The sequence below is a fragment of the Urechidicola vernalis genome (assembly GCF_031846385.1).
GTDB lineage: Bacteria > Bacteroidota > Bacteroidia > Flavobacteriales > Flavobacteriaceae > Urechidicola > Urechidicola vernalis.
Map to the genome: position 1 here is coordinate 35,750 of NZ_JAVRHV010000003.1, position 16,934 is coordinate 52,683.

Sequence of the window (16,934 nt, forward strand, 5' to 3'; positions counted from 1 at the left end):
TTAAAAGTAGAAATTTATTGTAACCTTCATAAGTTTTATGGATAAATGACAAATATTTATCGATATAGGTATAAAAATTCATAAAAACTTAGGGTTTTAATCAATAATTGACCCACCTATTATTCTTTTGTGAATAAGATATATCACGCTTTTTTAAACTTTTCAATAGCCTTATTTTTGCAGAACAAAATGGAATAAGATGAAATCGAATAAAAATTTAGATCTTTCTAAGGAGGAAATGAAAAAATATGGGTACAGCGTTGTTGATACCATAGTTGAGCATTTCGATACCATGAATGAGAAACCACCTTTTTCTACCGCCAGTAGAAAAGAGATGGATGCCTTGTTTTTAGAAGAAGCCCCAGAAAAAGGGATGGATGTACATGAAGTTTTAGATTTTGTAAAAGAAAATGTGCTGTCTGAAATTAATATAGCATCGCACCCGAAGTTTTATTCATTTGTACCTGGACCTAGTAATTATATAAGTGCCATGGCCGATAGTTTGGCTACTGGATATAATGTTTTTTCTGGTGGTTGGATTGCCTCTGCGGCTGCAGCCGAATTGGAAATTGTTACTGTAAATTGGTTGTTAAAACTGTTTAAGTTTCCTGTGAAAAAAGGTGGGGGAATATTTACAAGTGGTGGTTCCATGGCCAACCTTACCGCATTGGTAACGGCACGGAGGCAAAAATGTGGTGATGATTTTTCTAAGGCAGTTATTTATATGTCTGATCAAACACATTCTTCTAATATCAAAGCCATACGAACAATTGGTTTTAAAAAGAATCAAGTAAGAATTATACCGACCGATTTAGAGTTTAAAATGTCTTTCAATAAGTTGAAAAATGCAATTGCGAAAGATAAGTTGGCAGGATTACAACCTTTGTGTATGATTGCCAATGCTGGAACTACGAACACCGGAACTGTTGATGATCTAAGAGAGATATCAAAAATATGTAAAGCCGAAAAAATGTGGATGCATGTGGATGCAGCTTATGGAGGTGGAGCAATCTTGTCTGAAAAAGGAAGAAAAGAATTACGTGGAATAGAAAAAGCAGATTCAGTTACCATAGACCCTCATAAATGGTTTTTTCAACCTTATGAAATGGGATGTTTATTGGTAAGAAATCATAAGTGGTTAAGTAATACGTTTAGCGAAAAACCAGAATATCTAAGAGATATTGAAGGAAATGAATCTGAGATTAACTTCTATGATCATGGAGTGCAGTTAACGAGAAGGTTTAGAGCGTTGAAATTTTATATGTCAATAAAAACGTTTGGACTGGAGTCATTTAGAGAAGCGGTCTCTTATAGTATCGATTTGGCAGATAGAACGGAAGACTTGATTAGAAAAAGTAAAAATTGGGAAATTGTTTCTCCGGCAACGCTTGCAGTAATCAATTTTAGATACAATCCAATTGATCAAAATTTCACAGAACAACAATTAGATGAAATCAACCAAAAGGTTTCGCAAGAAATTACTGGAAGTGGTGAAGCAGTTTTGGTAACTACTATTTTGCAAAAACAAGTGGTATTAAGAATGTGTTTGATAAACCCTAGAACAACGATAGATGACGTGAAAGGAACTTTATTAAAATGCTCTTCTTTGGCAAAAGAATTCCGAAAAGAACTATTAACGTAACATTCATCTAAATTATCGATAGGTATAATTGTTATTGAACTATTTTTACAATAAAATATTACCTAAATGTCCGGAGTTTATAAATTAAAAGGAGTTATTCAAAATTACGCTTGGGGTGGAACCGAGTTTATTCCAAAGTTATTAGGTGCAAAACCAAATGTGATTAAATGCGCCGAGTATTGGTTGGGAGCTCATAATAATGCAACATCTACGGTTTTTAAGGGAGGAAATGAAATAAAATTAAACGCACTTATTTCTAAAGATATTAAGGCCAATTTAGGATTAAATATTTCTGAGAAATTCGGCTGTTTGCCTTTTCTATTCAAGGTGCTAGATGTACATGATATGCTATCTATACAAGTACATCCTTCAAAAAAAGAAGCGGAAAAAGGATTTAAAAAAGAAAATAAACTAGGAATACCATTAAGAGCTTCGAATAGGAATTATAAAGATGACAATCATAAGCCAGAAATAATGGTAGCCTTAAGTGAATTTTGGTTGTTGCATGGATTTTTAACCGAAAAGAAACTAATTATTTGCCTGAATTCAACTCCAGAATTATCTCATTTGATTGCTGATTTTAAAAATGAAGGTTATCGAGGTTTATATAAAAAACTGATGGAGGAGTCGCAAGAAGTTACGGATGCAGTTTTGCAGCCTTTGATCAAACGAGTTTTACCTCTTTATAAACAAGGCGAATTAGACAAAAATTCCCCAGATTATTGGGCAGCAAAAGCTTATGAGACTTTTTGTGATGAGGGAATTATAGATAAGGGAATTTATTCAATCTACTTATTCAATATTGTGCAAGCAAATATAGGAGAAGCTGTTTTTCAGGATGCCGGAATTCCACATGCCTATTTAGAAGGGCAAAACATGGAATTGATGGCAAATTCTGATAACGTATTGCGAGGTGGTTTAACTCCTAAGCATGTTGATGTTCCAGAACTTTTAAAACATGTTGAGTTTCAAGAAACAATTCCTAACATAATGCAAGGCGAATTGCAGGCTGACGGTATTGAATGCATTTATAAAAGTCCAGCACCTGATTTTGAGTTAAGTCAACTAGTCTTTTCAAAAAAGAAAAGCAAGTACACTAATAAATCAAAAACAGCAATAATTTACATTGTTGTTAATGGTAAGGCTAAGGTTCAGGATTCGGATAAAAGCATAGAAATTAAAAAAGGAGAAGCAATTGTTGTATTAGCCGAATCTAACTATAGTATTGAAGCCGAAGGTGACGCTATTTTGTACAAAGCAACGGCACCAATATAAACTATCAGGTACCCCTTGTAATATTTATTTCGAAATTAAATGTTTCGGAAAATCTTCAACACGTTCACAACATATTTGTTCCATTACTTGTTGTAATTCTGTTTTAAGTAATGAAATGGTGTGATCTCCTCCTTGTTTTCCTAGTGCTGAAACTCCATACATAAAAGAGCGCCCCATAAAGGTGAATTTTGCACCACTGGCCAAAGTTCTTGCTACATCGGGTCCGGATCTTATTCCACTATCCATCATTACGGTAATTTGATCTCCGTATTTTTCCGAAATTCGGGCCAATGGTTTAATAGTAGATTCTCCAGCATCTAATTGTCTACCACCATGATTAGAAACAATAATTCCGTCCAAACCGAGTCTAATAGCGCTTTCGGCATCGGCCTCATTCGCGACACCTTTTAAAACCAATTTTCCTGGCCACACATCTCTAATAGGCTTGATTTTTTCTTCATTTAATCGACCAGAAAATGTCTCGTCCATAAATTTACCTAATTGTTTTATATCTAGATTTTTAGGCATGTATGGTTTTAATACTTCAAAATTCGGTTGTCCGTGTTTAAGCGTGTTTAATGCCCAGTTAGGTTTGCCTAATACTTGTAATATATTCTTAACGGACATGCTCGGTGGCATGGCTAAACCGTTTCTAATATCTCTAGGTCTAAACCCAAACGTTGGGACATCGCATAGAATAACCAATACAGGACATTCGGCTTCTTTAGCTCTATTTATAATGTCATCTCTAAGTCTGTTTTCTGCAGGATGATACAATTGGAACCAAGCCTTACCTTCTGTAATTTCACTAATACGTTCAATACTACTTGTACTTACCGTACTTAATACAAACGGAATATTGTGTTCAAAGGCCGCTTTGGCAAGGATCTCGGGGGAATTTGGCCACATTAATCCTTGTAATCCAACTGGGGCAATCCCGAATGGTGCATCATATGTATGTCCAAATAATTCCGTTTTCATGGAAGAACCTGTATGTTTGCTTAAGTAATACGGAAGTAATTCTACATCTCTAATTTCAGAGGTGTTTTTAATTAGATTCACATCTTCATTACAACCGCCATCAAGATATTCGAAAGCAAATTTTGGAATGCTTTTTTTTGCTTTTTTACGTAAATCTTCAACCGATGGATATTTTTTATTAAAATAGAGTGCCATTAAAATGGATGTTTAATTAATTTTTTGAGTTTACATTCAATTCGTAAATTTTTTCCATGAGCAACCACTTTTCTCCGGGATTGGCAGTTGGTAATGCTTTTTGATACTTCCACATTAATTTTTCCCATTCTTGAACTTTGGAATTTGAGGCATCCATTTCGTCTTTTTCTTCAAATGAAAAATCCTCACCGGCCTCTAAAATCATAAAAAGTCTGTTTTCAATCAAATAAATCTCCAACCTTTTTATGCCAGCATCAATAATGCTCAATTCAATTTCAGGCCAAACATTTTGGTGGTATTTCTTGTAGGAATTGATAAGTTCCTTGTCGTTTAATAAATCCAATGCCAAACAATGTCTCTCCATAGTATTAGGAATTTTCATAATTCTTAAAAACGTTCATTCCATACCAGGCTATGTATACAAAACAAAGTAGCGGTAAAATAAATGAGAAATTCACTTCGGACACACCCATTATCGTCGTGTCAGCAACACCACTTCCCCCAGCATCTATTATCATTCCTTGTAGTTTAGGCATTAAAGCGCCACCTACAATAGCCATAATTAATCCTGCAGACCCTACTTTTGATTGTTCTTCAGTTAAATCATTTAATGCAATTCCATAAATTGTTGGGAACATTAGAGACATAAAGAATGAAATTGCAACCAAGCAATACAAGCCAACCATTCCTTCAATCCAGATAGTTCCAGCAACGCAAATCATTGCTAATATTGCAAAGTTTGCAAGTAATTTTCCAGGGCTTAAAAAACGAAGCATATAAGTTCCAACAGCACGTCCAACTGTAAATAATATAAATGCTGCCATTTGATAATAACCAGCTGTAACACTATCCATACCAATTCCCTCAGCATACTGATAAATATAAGTCCAACACATAATTTGTGCGCCTACATAAAGGATTTGTGATAAAACCCCTAAAACATACTTTTTGTTTTTCGCTAAAACAGAAAAAGTAAGCCCAATACTTGGCATGCCTCCTTCATCTTTAGATTGCGGCATTTTACTTACTACAAATAGAATAAAAATACCTATTAAAACCAATCCAAGAATAACATATGGGTTTCTGATTACCAATAAGTCAGAAGTTCTGATTAAAACTTTAGACGCTTCATCCAATGCACTGAAATCGGTAATATCATCTGATTGTAAATTTTTAAGTACAAATTGCTGGGCTACAAATAGTCCGGCAATTAATCCTACGGGATTAAATGCTTGGGCTAAATTTAAACGCTGAGTTGCGGTTTCTTTTGCACCCATTGCCAAAGCATATGGATTTGCTGCTGTTTCTAGAAAAGCCAAGCCAAAAGTTAAGATATAAAGCCCTAAACAAAAGAACCAAAACTGTTCCGTAACTGCGGCTGGATAAAATAACAGTGCACCAACTGCATATAAACCTAGACCGATTAAAATTCCAACTTTATATGAATATTTACGCATAAACATGGCTGCAGGCAAAGCCATACAAAAGTAACCGCCGTAAAAAGCCATTTGAACCCATGCGGCTTCAGAATTTGATAATTCTAATACTTTCTTAAATGCCTGAACCATCGGGTCAGTTACTGCGTTGGCAAAGCCCCAAAGTGCAAAAAGAGAGGTTACTAAAATAAAAGGGACTAAAACCTCTTTAGAAACTATGGGTGTTTTTTTATTGTTTTCCATTCTTATGTTCTTAATTTGTTAGTAATAGTTTGGTTTTTCAAGTTAGTTTTCGAATGAAGGATTTACGTATTTTTTCGACGAATGTTATAATGAACGGTCTAGATGTGTATAGCCTCCATCAACATATATCAATTGCCCGGTAGTGTGACTGGACTTATCTGACAGCAGTATCAATACCATATTTGCAATTTCATTGGCGGTAGTCATCCTGTTTTCTAAAGGAATATTTTTAGTTATACTGTTTAGTTTCTCTTTAGGATTATCGAATGTTTTAATCCATTTGTCATATAATGGGGTATAGCATTCGGCAACTATTACGGCATTAACTCGGATACTAAACGGTAATAATTCTACAGCCCATTCTCTTGTTAAGGCATTTCGGCCACCATTAGATGCGGCGTATCCAGATGTGCCACCTTGGCCTGTATCTGCTGTTTTAGATCCTATATTTACAACGGCACCTTTGCTTGCTTTTAAAGCGGGTAAGGCATGATGAACGATTAAATAATAATGGACTAAATTTTTGTGTAAAGAAGCGATTAAATCTTCATAATTACCATCGGTTAAACTAACCCCATCGTTTACACCTGCATTGTTAACCACTCCATCTATTCGACCAAATTCACTAAGAACGGATGCTACCGCATTTTTACATTGTTCCGGGTCAGTTAATTCGGCAATGGCTGAAAATATTTTACCACCATTTTCTTCTACTTTTTGAATTAGAGAAGTTACACTTTCTTTATTTCTGCTTATAACTGCGGGAATTGCACCTTCTTTTAGTAATGCCTCTGTAATTCCAAGGCCAATACCTTTTGAACCGCCAGTAACAATAATCACTTTATTTTTTAAATTTAAATCCATATTTTTTTATTTAGTGATGATGCCTATTTCTGCAACAAGGGCTTTATGGTCTTTGTTTTTGACCTTATTTGCTCTTAGTTTTACAAATTTCACTCTTGATTTTTTATCAAATGTAATTTTTTGCTCAATCGGATTGGCAATGATATTAGAGAATTCTCCTTTCTTAAGCAAATTCCAATTTTTACCATTACGACTACCATAAAAACTATAATGAGTTATTTCGTTTTTAGACCATTTACTTTGTGAAGGAAGATACGTAAAGCCCTTTATTCGATGTGTCTCTCCTAAGTCAATAATCAATTCGTTGTTTATTTGAGCATTAGAATTTGGATTGTCGTCTATGCTTGCGTCGAGTTTTTTATCTCCACTAACAATTGACCATTTGCTTTTACTAATGTCAAATGATTTTGAATTAATTTCACTTTTTCTATTGGTTTTACTATCCAATGCAAAAGTTTTTATAGTTGTAGGTTTATGCACTTCAAAGGGCATCGAATATTTTGATGATTCCGTTGTTGGTGTTTCACCATTTATGGTATAATAAATGTCAACCCCTTCTTCAGGAATATTTAAACTAACGATTCCATTTTTATCTCTCATTATTTTAGGAGCATCAACAACCAATGGCGCATTATATACTTCTATATTAGAAATAGTAGGACTTGCTTTTGCGTCTTCAATAGTCAATTTTAATTTAGTTGCCGTTACATCATCAAAGCGTAAGATTCGCTTATATCCAATAGTCGTTTGGTTGTCAATTGTTTCCCATTTTCCATTAACTTCAGCTTCTAATTTGAATTTTTTTACACGTTGTCCTAAAGCAATGTATTCTTGTACTACAAAGCGATTAAATGTAGTTGGTTGTTCAAATTCTATAGTCAATGAACTTTCAATAACTCCCTCTTCAGTTGCCCAATAGGTATGTTCTTCTCCGTCAACAGCAGCTCCAGAAGAAAATGCTGCATCGCTTCTAGTATTAGAAGTTTCTATTTTAGCATTTAAAGCCAAATTGTTGGCAAAATCTAAGTTCAGTTGATTTGTTAGTTTTTGTAATTGAGCTACATCATTTTCATGAATTAATCCACGTGTGTCAACTGGGAAATTCAATAGAAAAGTACTATTTCTTCCAATGGAATAATAATAGATATCCAACAGTTTTTTAAGAGAATGTACTTTATCATCTTCATAAGGATGATAATACCATCCTGGTCTAATCGATACATCAGCTTCGGCCGGCACCCAATGGGTTCCATTTTCTTGCCCCATCGAATATTTTTTAGAATACTCTGGCATACCCCCGTAAACTGAATCTTTAAGTAGAGGAGACCAAGTGGTTTCATATGCATGACCATGCTCATTTCCTACCCATCTAGTTCCAGGCCCAGCATCACTAAAGATTATAGCGTTTGGTTGTAATTCTTTCACTAATTTATAGGTTTCTTCCCAACCATAATAGGATAGTTTGTCTACTTTTCTAGATTCGTTGGCACCTCCATAATAACCGTCACCACCATTAGCGCCATCAAACCAAACTTCAAAAATGTCGCCGTAATCAGTCAGTAACTCTGTAAGTTGATTCCTAAAATAGGTGATGTATTCAGGCTTTCCATAATCTGCGTGATTACGATCCCAAGGAGAAAGGTATACACCAAGTTTTAACCCATATTCTTTACATGCATCTGCCAATTCTCGAATAACATCACCTTTTCCATCTCGCCAAGGTGAATTTTTTACAGAATGTTCTGTGTATTCAGATGGCCATAAACAAAATCCATCATGATGTTTGGCAGTGATGATTAATCCTGTCATTCCTGCTTCTTTTGCAACTCTTGCCCATTGACGCGCATCTAGTTCAGTAGGATTAAATATCTCAGGTTTTTTATCTCCATAGCCCCATTCAATATTTGTGAAAGTATTCATATTAAAATGCAAGAATCCGTAGAATTCCATTTCTTGCCACCTAAGTTGATCTTCAGTAGGAATTGGGTGAACTGGACTTGGAGGTCCCGGTGTACACGCCATCAATAATGCAAGCGCGATAAATAAAATTGAGTTAGAAGTAGTTTTCATTTTTAATAATAGTTATTTAATTGTAATCCAAGTATAAGACTTGGCAGGAATGCTAATATTCAAGTTAATACTGTAATCTCGGTTTAGTTTATATGTATTTGTAGACTGTTCTATAATGCTTATCGTTGCTTCAGTTTCCAATCCTGTGTAGTATAGCGGAAGTTTTATTTCTCGAATCATATCTGTATCTGTTGGATTGTAAAACATGGCCAATCCTTTTGTGTCGAGATTTGGGTTTGCGTGTAAAATCCCATCCCAATCTTTACCCGAAGGTCTTCTTAAATGAATAATGTCACTGTTTAAGATATCGCGGTATTTTTTATACCAATCTATAACTTTTATAACCGTTTGTTTGGTTTCTTCACTATCGTATAAGCGCGGACCTCTATAGCAGGCCTGAACCCCAGAACCGTAATTCTGCATCATATGGTTTTCATAATCTCTTAAATGATCTTTTAAAGGTTCCATAGTTGCTGCTGCACCTCCTCCGTGGTATTGTGTAAGCGGTACAAAGGTCCAGTTCATACTAGGAATCCTGTCCCAAAGGCCATCGTAAATATTCTGACGACCCAACACTAATTGGCGCTCTCTTGGTAAAGACCAATTTACTTCTCTATAGCCAATTCCTGTTTTGTTAGTTCCTGAATTAATATAAAAATCAGGTACATTCATATAGATACCCTCGGAGCGCATCCACATATATAAATCTTGAATTTGAGCATATTGTTTCCATTGCGAATCCCCTAATCCGTTATGATGTGCGTGCGTTATAGATGCGCATACATTTCCTGGGTACGATCCATCATTTTCAAAAACTTGCATACCGGTTTTATCAAAAAAGGTTTTAATTTTTCTAAAATAATCATAGCCCCATTCACTGCTTAAACAGGGTGATGAACCGAAAATCATTCCACCTCGTTTTCCTGTTTCAGGGTTAATAACATCAACTTCGTCACTAATCCAACGACTTGATAATAGCGAGTAACCTCCTAATTCAATTCCTTTTGAGTTCGCATATTCGCGTAATTCTTTATACTTGTTATAATAACTTTCTTTTTCCTTTTCCATATTTAAGCCACTACCAAAACTTAGAATAATCATTTCATATCCAGTTACAGCACATTGATCCACCGCATTTTTAATTACTTTTTCATCAGTAGAGGTAAGGTGTAAGAAAATTGGGTTTTCTGTAGTCCAAGGTGATATAGTTCTGTACAATTTACGCTTAAAAAGACCTACACGTTCTTCATCTCTGCTATCCATTGGAGTTTCCCAAACTCTAAATGTGGTTAGAGAACCTCCTACGGGTATACCAGTATCTGGACCTAATGGCGGACGAACTTCTAATACACACGGTAATGCTAACGGGTAATTAGTTTGTGAGGTGTATCTCGGGTCTTTTTCCCAAAACGTTGTTTTATTAGATGTTTTTGGTTGCATGGCTCCAAAAGCATAATCGGTTTCAACATGTATATTCGGTTTTACCCAATGGTCTGGAATGTCAACCAAACTTTCACCTTCAACCATGGCCAATTGTTCCAATTTAAAATTATTCAATTGCACCAATAAGTTTGAATTGTTGATTACTTCAATCCACTTACTTAAAGTTGGGATTCCATTGTACAGAGCAAAATGAACCTTTACAATTATATCTTGGTGAGCTAAAGTGAAAATGAGTTCTTTTCCCTTTGGCATTTCTTTATTTAAAGCCCAACGTACTCTTTTCCATTCTAACCGATCTTCAATTTCTTTTATTTCAAAATCTTGTAATAAAAATGAATTTGGAGTAGCACTTAAACCATCAATCCACTTCATAAGTGTATAACCATATTCAGGTTGATTGCTTAAGCCGCCAATAGTATAAACTTTACCATCAATTGTTAAAAGGCCTTCATTAGAAGCAGCTCTCAATAAACTCTGACCCGTCATTAAATTAGTGTAATCTATAGTAGCCAAATTTGGAGCAACTCTAAATGTTCTAGAAATAAGCCCGTTGCTAAGGATAATATCTTTTCCAGATTTGGTTTTTAAAACTTGAGCAATGGCTTTGCTATTATCTATTAACCAGTCATAATTGGGTAGGGCAATTGGCAAATTAATCTGGGATAATCGATCTACTTTTGAAAGTAAGTTGTTTTTTACGATTTCAGGTTGTTCAGGAGCCTCCCCTAAAAATTCTTGAGGTAGTGCAGTTGGAGCTACTTCAAAATATTCTAATTGAGCATGTGCCCATAAAGCATTATCACCACTTGAACCATCATTTGCGTTTTCTGTGATCAATTCTAAAACACCTCCTTTTACTTTAAGGTTTATTTCTTTGGGTGTATCTTTAGTCCGCATTATTCCACTATTGAAAACCTCTTTTCCTTTATGTAGAACTTTAAAAATGACACTGCCTTGGTCAATTTTTCCGTCTGCACCTTCTAATCCTAGAAATTGTTTTTGAGTTTTTGTTACATGATAAAACAATCGTTTACCATCAGTCAAAGGGATTGTTTTTGTGTTTTCAGATGCGTAGTCTATTTTGGTTTTACCAACTCCAACTAATGCACTAAAAGTGTGAGCACCATGAAGTTTAATTTTGAGATGCGCATTTCCATACATGGCAACACCTTCTTTAAATACTTTTCCACTGAGTATTATAGGCTCTCCTGTAACCGATTTATTAATGGAAGGAGCACTATACGCTTGTTGAGTTTGAGAAACATCTAACCTACCTAATTCAATAAAAGATTGTGCATTTAATTGCCCCAGATTGGCTAGGTAGAAAAAAGTTAAACAACAAATACTATTAATTAGGAATCGTGGTGTCATAATTATTTATTTAATGCATCTAAAACTGGTACTCCTCTCCAAAAATTAGGTTGTTCTAAACCTAAAATATAGGCTATGGTCGAAGCAGTGTCATAGGTAACAATACTTGTAGTTAATTTGCCTTGGGCAGGAATGTTTTTTCCATAAATTATCCATGGAATTTCTACTTCTAATAAAGTTTTTCCTCCATGACCTTTATCAATTCCACCATGATCTGAAGAGAATATTATGATGGTGTCATCTAATATACCTTCCTTTTTTAGAGCTTTTACAATGGTACCAACCAAATCATCAATTTTTTCAACTTCTTTGTAATATTCAGGTGTATCATGTCCAATATTATGACCAGCACCATCTGGTTGGTCAAAATGAATAAATGTAAAAACTGGTTTTTCTTTAGTAATGAATTCTAAGGCCTTGTTCATGGTTTCTTCGTCTGATTTACCGTTGAAATCTAAATCAACCATATCACGTTCAAACAAATATTGAATACCACCCCAAGAATACGCAACACCTTTTTTTGCATTTGGCATTTGCGCATCTATCAAACTAATAATTGAAGGATAAATACCACCTTTTCCAATAACTCTAGATGGAACTTCAGGTGTTTTGCTTCCCCATTCAGTATAACCGTGCAACTCAGGTCCAGAACCCATAATCATAGATGCCCAGTTAACAGCACTTGATGAAGGTAAAACAGATCTTGCTTCTAAAGAATAAGCACCATTTTTCATCAATTTTCTAAGGTTTGGAACCTTCGCTTTATCAAAAGCATATCCCCCAAAACCGTCTGAACCGATTAAGATTACATGTTTTGTCAATGACTTATTTCTTTGTGCATTCGAATCCTTAATTGAAACAATGAATAAACTTAATATTATAAGTACGTTAGAAATTTTCATTTTATTCTGTTTTAAAATTTATGGGCCAAATATCTGTTCTAAATCCTGAGGCTGGTAAACCTTCTTTGTTAAATAAATTCGGTAGGGCAATGGCGGAATATGCAAATCTGACTGCGACAGGTTTTTTTACTTTTTTGGAAAAAACTTCAATTTTATTTCCTTTTATCGTTGCTGTTGCCTTGTGAAATTTTTGATCTGCTCCGGCAATTAAAAATTCAGTCAATTCAGCACCTTTTTGAATCAATCCGTTTTCAGCAAAATCAAATGAGAGTCTAATTTTGTTTTTCTCGATTTGCATCGATTTATAAACAGGCCCGCTAACCGTTACATCTTTAACCCCATATGTTTTTGCCAATGCCCATAAAGCCAAGCGTTGTCCAACCTCTTGTTTTTTTAACGGGTGAATGTTTTTAAGATTTCCAATATCATTAGTAACCACCATACCTGTTTTAGGAACCGTTTGCATGGTGAATAGTTGTGCTTCTTGTACAACTGCTGTTGCTAAGTTGTTATGAGAATTGTAATTAAAGGGTGCAATTTGAACGAAATAAAATGGAAAGTCTTTATTCCATTTCGCTCTCCATGTTTCAATCATTAATGGAAAGGTTTCGAAATAAGAAAAGGCATTGTCTCGGTTAGATTCTCCTTGATACCAGATGGCGCCTGCAATATCATAGTTAGTAATTGGATGAATCATACTATTATAAGTTAACCCTGGGTTTCTCGGCCACCACGCAAATTCTCCGATGTTATTGTAGGCTTCAGAAATTTCTTTTTTCTGTGTTTTAAGAATTTCTTTTGGAATCCAGGTTTCTACATTCGTACCTCCCCAGCTTGAATTAATTAATCCAACAGGAACGTTTAATTCGGTTTTTAGTTCTCTTCCGAAAAAATAGGCTACTGAACTAAAATTCTGCATGGTTTCGGGTGTACAAGTGTCCCAATTTCCATAAGAGTTGTCTTGCGCACTTTCAGCTTTAACAGTTGGAATTGTAAAGAATCTAATTTGTTCGTGATTGGCATTTTTTATTTCTTCTTCTGCATTTTGTAAACCCATGTTTGGCGTCCATTGCATATTAGATTGCCCAGAACACAACCACACTTCACCTAGAAGAACATTATATATGGTAATTGTTTCGTGTCCTTTAATAGTCAAGGTGTATGGACCGCCAGCAACTTCTGTAGGTAAATTTAAAGACCATTTTCCTTGGTGTGCTTCCACCATTACTTCTTCATTATTCCAAGATCCGATAACTGTAATATTTTCGCTAACAACTGTAGTCCATCCCCAAATTGTAGCCTCAGAATTTTGTTGCAATACCATGTTGTCTGAGATAATAGAGGGTAGATAAATCTCGGCATACGATTTGAAATTAAACGCAAATATGAATAATAGAATACAGGTTTTAAAACCTGCTCTAAATGTTCGATTTACAGGATTTATTTTCATAGGTTTTTTAATTTTTCAATTTCCTCTCTTAAAAATTGTGACCAAACTTCATATCCGGCAGAGTGCAGATGGATTCCGTCTGTTCCATATAATTTCAAATCTAAATCATTATTCTCATCAACAAAAAGAGGAGTTAAATTGTAATAATAAACATTGTTTAGGTTGCCATAAGTCGAAATAATTTCATGAATGCGGTCATATTTTTTTCTTCTCTCAGAGTTGTGATTTATTCCTGTAGGTAAGGGGCCATTTAAAAGAATTTTACTTTGAGGAAACTTTTCTTGAATTGTTTTAATATTCAATAATATACCCTCAGCAATTTCTTCAGCATTGTTAAAGGGAAAGTTGTTCACTCCAATTGCCAAAGAAATAAATTTTGGGTTCAATGTATCTGAAGTGCCATATTTTAATCTATATGCTGTATGTTCAGTTCTATCTCCGGAGATTCCTGCGTTTAACCAATATAAATTTTTGAAATATTTATCTGTAGCTTTTTTACCAGGTGCATACGTCGTTTTTGTTCTAGAACCTCCAAAACCTTGGGTAATTGAATTTCCGAGAAGTAATAAATCGCAGGTTTTTAATTCATGACTTAAGGAATCAATATCATTGTTTTGTCCCCACCAACCATAACCTTTTTTCCAACCTGCGGCGGACCTATATTCCGAGCCCGGAATAGCCATATTTGCAAAGTTGATTTTGGTTTCGGTGTTTCTTAAAATAAAATCTACAATTGGTTTTGGGTTTTCTAAACTATGAGGGTGATGCCCAATTCCCTTTTTATAAATCACTTCAATATTGGCATTTAATTTTTTTAATTCAGTTTCAAAAAGTTGGGTGTTTTCTTCCACGGGAACAACTTTGTCACTGTCTCCACATACATGAAGCATAGGAATATTAGTGGCCGAAATTTCTTTTATTTGATTAATAGGATCAGCAATAAAATTCTCAACTTCTAAATCAGATTTAATTCCATAAACCTGTTTAAATTTTTCCCATCCTTGCGGATAACCTTCACTTTTTCCAAAACCTCCTGGCCAACTTTTTCCACTTAAAACAGGAGCGTCTGCATAAATACAAGCCACTTTTTCAGGATTGGCAACTGCCCATTTATATACGATGAGACCACCTCTGCTCATACCTTCTAAAACGACTTTTTTTGAAAGACCTGCATTTGTCAGTTTATCATATAAAAAATTCCATCTTTCAATGGCTTTGGGTCCTCCATATAAATTGGAAACATCATAATAAACAATATGAAAACCTCTTTCTAATAAGGCAATATCGGTTTGAGGTTCGTGGCCCCAAAAACGAGCACGAATAACCCAATTATGATTTTTATTGACTCTTTTAGGTGCAACAATTTTACATTCGATTCTATTTAGTTTAAAATCGGTTTGTTCAAAACCATGAAAATTAAAATTGGTTGTTTTTTTAGTTGGTAAATTATTGAATAGATTAAAGTTCGTATCCGAATTCAATACCACATCTTCGTAAACGCGCCTTGCAATTGTTGAAGCACCTAAGGAAGATGGATGAATCTTGTCTGGAACCAATTCTGGATGATTTATAAATAATTGATATAAATCAATTAACTCAGTATTCGTTTCAAAAGCAACCTCTTTTGTTAACGGAATGATTTTATTTGTAATTGTTTTATTCCAAATATCGTTGGGTGTATCAGTAAAAGCGGGGATAGGAAGTAATAGGATAATTCGTGCTTTGGAGTTAACATCCTTAAAAGATTGAATTAGTTCCTTATAATCAGATTTGAACTCGTTATAAAAAAGACTGTTCACTTTTTTGCTATCGTTCGTGCCAAGTTTTATGTACACGATATCTGGTTTAAATTTGAGCGCGTCTTTATAAGCTTGTGTCTCCCAATAGGGTTGCCCACCATTTTTAAGTAACGTAACTCCACTTACTCCAAAGTTTTGTACTTTATAGTCAGAACCAAGCATATTTTGTAATTGCTTAGGATAGGCATTTTGTTCTCTGTTAAAAACGCCCATTCCATAGGTAATACTATTTCCAACGCAAGCTATTTTTATTGTTGGATTTATAAGAATTTCAGTTTTATTTGAGGCAATGAGAGTGGTAGAATAAAAAATTAAAATAGAAAGGCCTATCAATAACTTGTTGGTTATTGATTTGATTAATTCATTTACAAATTTTTGTATTGATAGACCTATCATTGTAATTATCCTTTATAAGCTAATGCTGTTTGCTTAGAAGTTCCCAAACCTTCAATTCCCAACTCAACAACGTCTCCAGGCTTTAAGTATTTAGGAGGGTTGAACCCTAATCCAACCCCAAATGGCGTCCCAGTAGAAATGATATCACCTGGTAATAAGGTCATATATTGAGAAATATAACTCACCACTTCTTGGATGTTGAAAACGAAATCTGAAGTATTACTGTTCTGAATTTTTTCGCCGTTTAAACTTAACCACAAGTCTAAGTTATTCGGGTTTTTAATTTCATCAGTAGTCACAATAAAAGGGCCTATAGGAGCAAAGGTGTCACAACTTTTGCCCTTTACCCATTGACCTTCTTTTTCTAACTGAAATTCGCGCTCGCTATAATCATTGTGCAAAACATATCCTGCAACGTGATCTAGTGCGTTTTCTTCTGAAACATAACTTGCTTTTTTACCAATTACTACCGCTAATTCCACTTCCCAATCTGTTTTTGTGCTGTTTTTTGGAATTATTACATCGTCATTTGGGCCTACAATTGCGCTTGTGGCTTTAAAGAATAATACAGGTTCTGTTGGAATTGCCATGCCGCTTTCTTCTGCATGCTTGGCATAGTTTAATCCTACACAAACAATCTTAGAAGGCCTACATAAAGGAGCGCCTAATCTAATCGTATCACTTACAGTTGGACAACTTGCTTGGTTTTCTTTTAACCAGTTTGAAAGCCTTTCAACACCATCACCTCCAAAAAATGCCTCCGTATAATCTTGCCCAAATGCGCTTACGTCAATTCTCGTTCCATCATTTAATTGTACTCCAGGTTTTTCTTGTCCTTCGGCACCAAATCGTATTAATTTCATCTTT

General features: G+C 34.8%; 12 protein-coding genes. 2 read left to right on the forward strand and 10 right to left on the reverse strand.

Annotated features, from left to right (window positions below; all coding sequences use genetic code 11):
• The first annotated feature begins 199 nt into the window (after nucleotides 1–199).
• Both RM519_RS07330 and manA read left to right on the forward strand, forming a co-directional pair.
• Nucleotides 200–1,642 carry a pyridoxal phosphate-dependent decarboxylase family protein gene (locus RM519_RS07330; RefSeq protein WP_311593032.1) on the forward strand — a complete coding sequence of 481 codons (1,443 nt, stop codon included), beginning with the start codon at nucleotides 200–202 and terminating at the stop codon, nucleotides 1,640–1,642.
• A gap of 66 nt (nucleotides 1,643–1,708) precedes the next feature.
• Nucleotides 1,709–2,917 carry a mannose-6-phosphate isomerase, class I gene (gene manA, locus RM519_RS07335; protein ID WP_311593033.1) on the forward strand — a complete coding sequence of 403 codons (1,209 nt, stop codon included), beginning with the start codon at nucleotides 1,709–1,711 and terminating at the stop codon, nucleotides 2,915–2,917.
• A gap of 24 nt (nucleotides 2,918–2,941) precedes the next feature.
• Here manA and RM519_RS07340 read toward each other — a convergent pair whose 3' ends face one another.
• The 10 genes from RM519_RS07340 to RM519_RS07385 all read right to left on the reverse strand — a co-directional run bounded on the left by RM519_RS07340 (nucleotide 2,942) and on the right by RM519_RS07385 (nucleotide 16,930).
• Nucleotides 2,942–4,093, reverse strand: a complete 1,152-nt coding sequence (locus RM519_RS07340; protein WP_311593034.1) for an alpha-hydroxy acid oxidase — start codon at nucleotides 4,091–4,093, stop codon at nucleotides 2,942–2,944.
• A 16-nt stretch (nucleotides 4,094–4,109) separates the two neighbouring features.
• On the reverse strand, nucleotides 4,110–4,457 hold the full coding sequence (locus RM519_RS07345; protein WP_311593035.1) for an L-rhamnose mutarotase: 348 nt from the start codon (nucleotides 4,455–4,457) through the stop codon (nucleotides 4,110–4,112).
• 4 nt (nucleotides 4,458–4,461) lie between these two features.
• Complete coding sequence (fucP, locus tag RM519_RS07350) at nucleotides 4,462–5,772, reverse strand: L-fucose:H+ symporter permease (RefSeq protein WP_311593036.1); 1,311 nt, start codon at nucleotides 5,770–5,772, stop codon at nucleotides 4,462–4,464.
• 84 nt (nucleotides 5,773–5,856) lie between these two features.
• Nucleotides 5,857–6,636 carry an SDR family oxidoreductase gene (locus RM519_RS07355; RefSeq protein WP_311593037.1) on the reverse strand — a complete coding sequence of 260 codons (780 nt, stop codon included), beginning with the start codon at nucleotides 6,634–6,636 and terminating at the stop codon, nucleotides 5,857–5,859.
• A gap of 6 nt (nucleotides 6,637–6,642) precedes the next feature.
• Nucleotides 6,643–8,706 (reverse strand): alpha-L-fucosidase, encoded by a 2,064-nt coding sequence (locus RM519_RS07360; protein ID WP_311593038.1) that lies wholly within the window; start codon nucleotides 8,704–8,706, stop codon nucleotides 6,643–6,645.
• 12 nt (nucleotides 8,707–8,718) lie between these two features.
• Nucleotides 8,719–11,520: an NPCBM/NEW2 domain-containing protein gene (locus tag RM519_RS07365; RefSeq protein WP_311593039.1), complete on the reverse strand. Its 2,802-nt coding sequence runs from the start codon at nucleotides 11,518–11,520 to the stop codon at nucleotides 8,719–8,721.
• Nucleotides 11,521–11,522: 2 nt separating this feature from the next.
• On the reverse strand, nucleotides 11,523–12,422 hold the full coding sequence (locus tag RM519_RS07370) for an alkaline phosphatase family protein (protein ID WP_311593040.1): 900 nt from the start codon (nucleotides 12,420–12,422) through the stop codon (nucleotides 11,523–11,525).
• Between the two features lies 1 nt (nucleotide 12,423).
• On the reverse strand, nucleotides 12,424–13,872 hold the full coding sequence (locus RM519_RS07375) for a sialate O-acetylesterase (RefSeq protein ID WP_311593041.1): 1,449 nt from the start codon (nucleotides 13,870–13,872) through the stop codon (nucleotides 12,424–12,426).
• Nucleotides 13,869–16,067 (reverse strand): GDSL-type esterase/lipase family protein, encoded by a 2,199-nt coding sequence (locus tag RM519_RS07380; RefSeq protein ID WP_311593042.1) that lies wholly within the window; start codon nucleotides 16,065–16,067, stop codon nucleotides 13,869–13,871. The genes RM519_RS07375 and RM519_RS07380 overlap by 4 nt, the downstream gene beginning before the upstream one ends.
• Before the next feature lie 5 nt (nucleotides 16,068–16,072).
• The gene (locus RM519_RS07385) at nucleotides 16,073–16,930 is read right to left on the reverse strand and encodes a fumarylacetoacetate hydrolase family protein (RefSeq protein WP_311593043.1); all 858 of its coding nucleotides are present in this window, start codon (nucleotides 16,928–16,930) and stop codon (nucleotides 16,073–16,075) included.
• Nucleotides 16,931–16,934 lie beyond the last annotated feature (4 nt).

Bases quoted from the DNA above. Each gene is read 5' to 3' on its own strand.
- RM519_RS07380 (WP_311593042.1), bottom strand. From the start codon at position 16,067: ATGATAGGTCTATCAATACAAAAATTTGTAAATGAATTAATCAAATCA.
- manA (WP_311593033.1), top strand. From the start codon at position 1,709: ATGTCCGGAGTTTATAAATTAAAAGGAGTTATTCAAAATTACGCTTGG.
- fucP (WP_311593036.1), bottom strand. From the start codon at position 5,772: ATGGAAAACAATAAAAAAACACCCATAGTTTCTAAAGAGGTTTTAGTC.
- RM519_RS07375 (WP_311593041.1), bottom strand. From the start codon at position 13,872: ATGAAAATAAATCCTGTAAATCGAACATTTAGAGCAGGTTTTAAAACC.
- RM519_RS07385 (WP_311593043.1), bottom strand. From the start codon at position 16,930: ATGAAATTAATACGATTTGGTGCCGAAGGACAAGAAAAACCTGGAGTA.
- RM519_RS07345 (WP_311593035.1), bottom strand. From the start codon at position 4,457: ATGGAGAGACATTGTTTGGCATTGGATTTATTAAACGACAAGGAACTT.
- RM519_RS07370 (WP_311593040.1), bottom strand. From the start codon at position 12,422: ATGAAAATTTCTAACGTACTTATAATATTAAGTTTATTCATTGTTTCA.
- RM519_RS07360 (WP_311593038.1), bottom strand. From the start codon at position 8,706: ATGAAAACTACTTCTAACTCAATTTTATTTATCGCGCTTGCATTATTG.
- RM519_RS07355 (WP_311593037.1), bottom strand. From the start codon at position 6,636: ATGGATTTAAATTTAAAAAATAAAGTGATTATTGTTACTGGCGGTTCA.
- RM519_RS07340 (WP_311593034.1), bottom strand. From the start codon at position 4,093: ATGGCACTCTATTTTAATAAAAAATATCCATCGGTTGAAGATTTACGT.
- RM519_RS07365 (WP_311593039.1), bottom strand. From the start codon at position 11,520: ATGACACCACGATTCCTAATTAATAGTATTTGTTGTTTAACTTTTTTC.
- RM519_RS07330 (WP_311593032.1), top strand. From the start codon at position 200: ATGAAATCGAATAAAAATTTAGATCTTTCTAAGGAGGAAATGAAAAAA.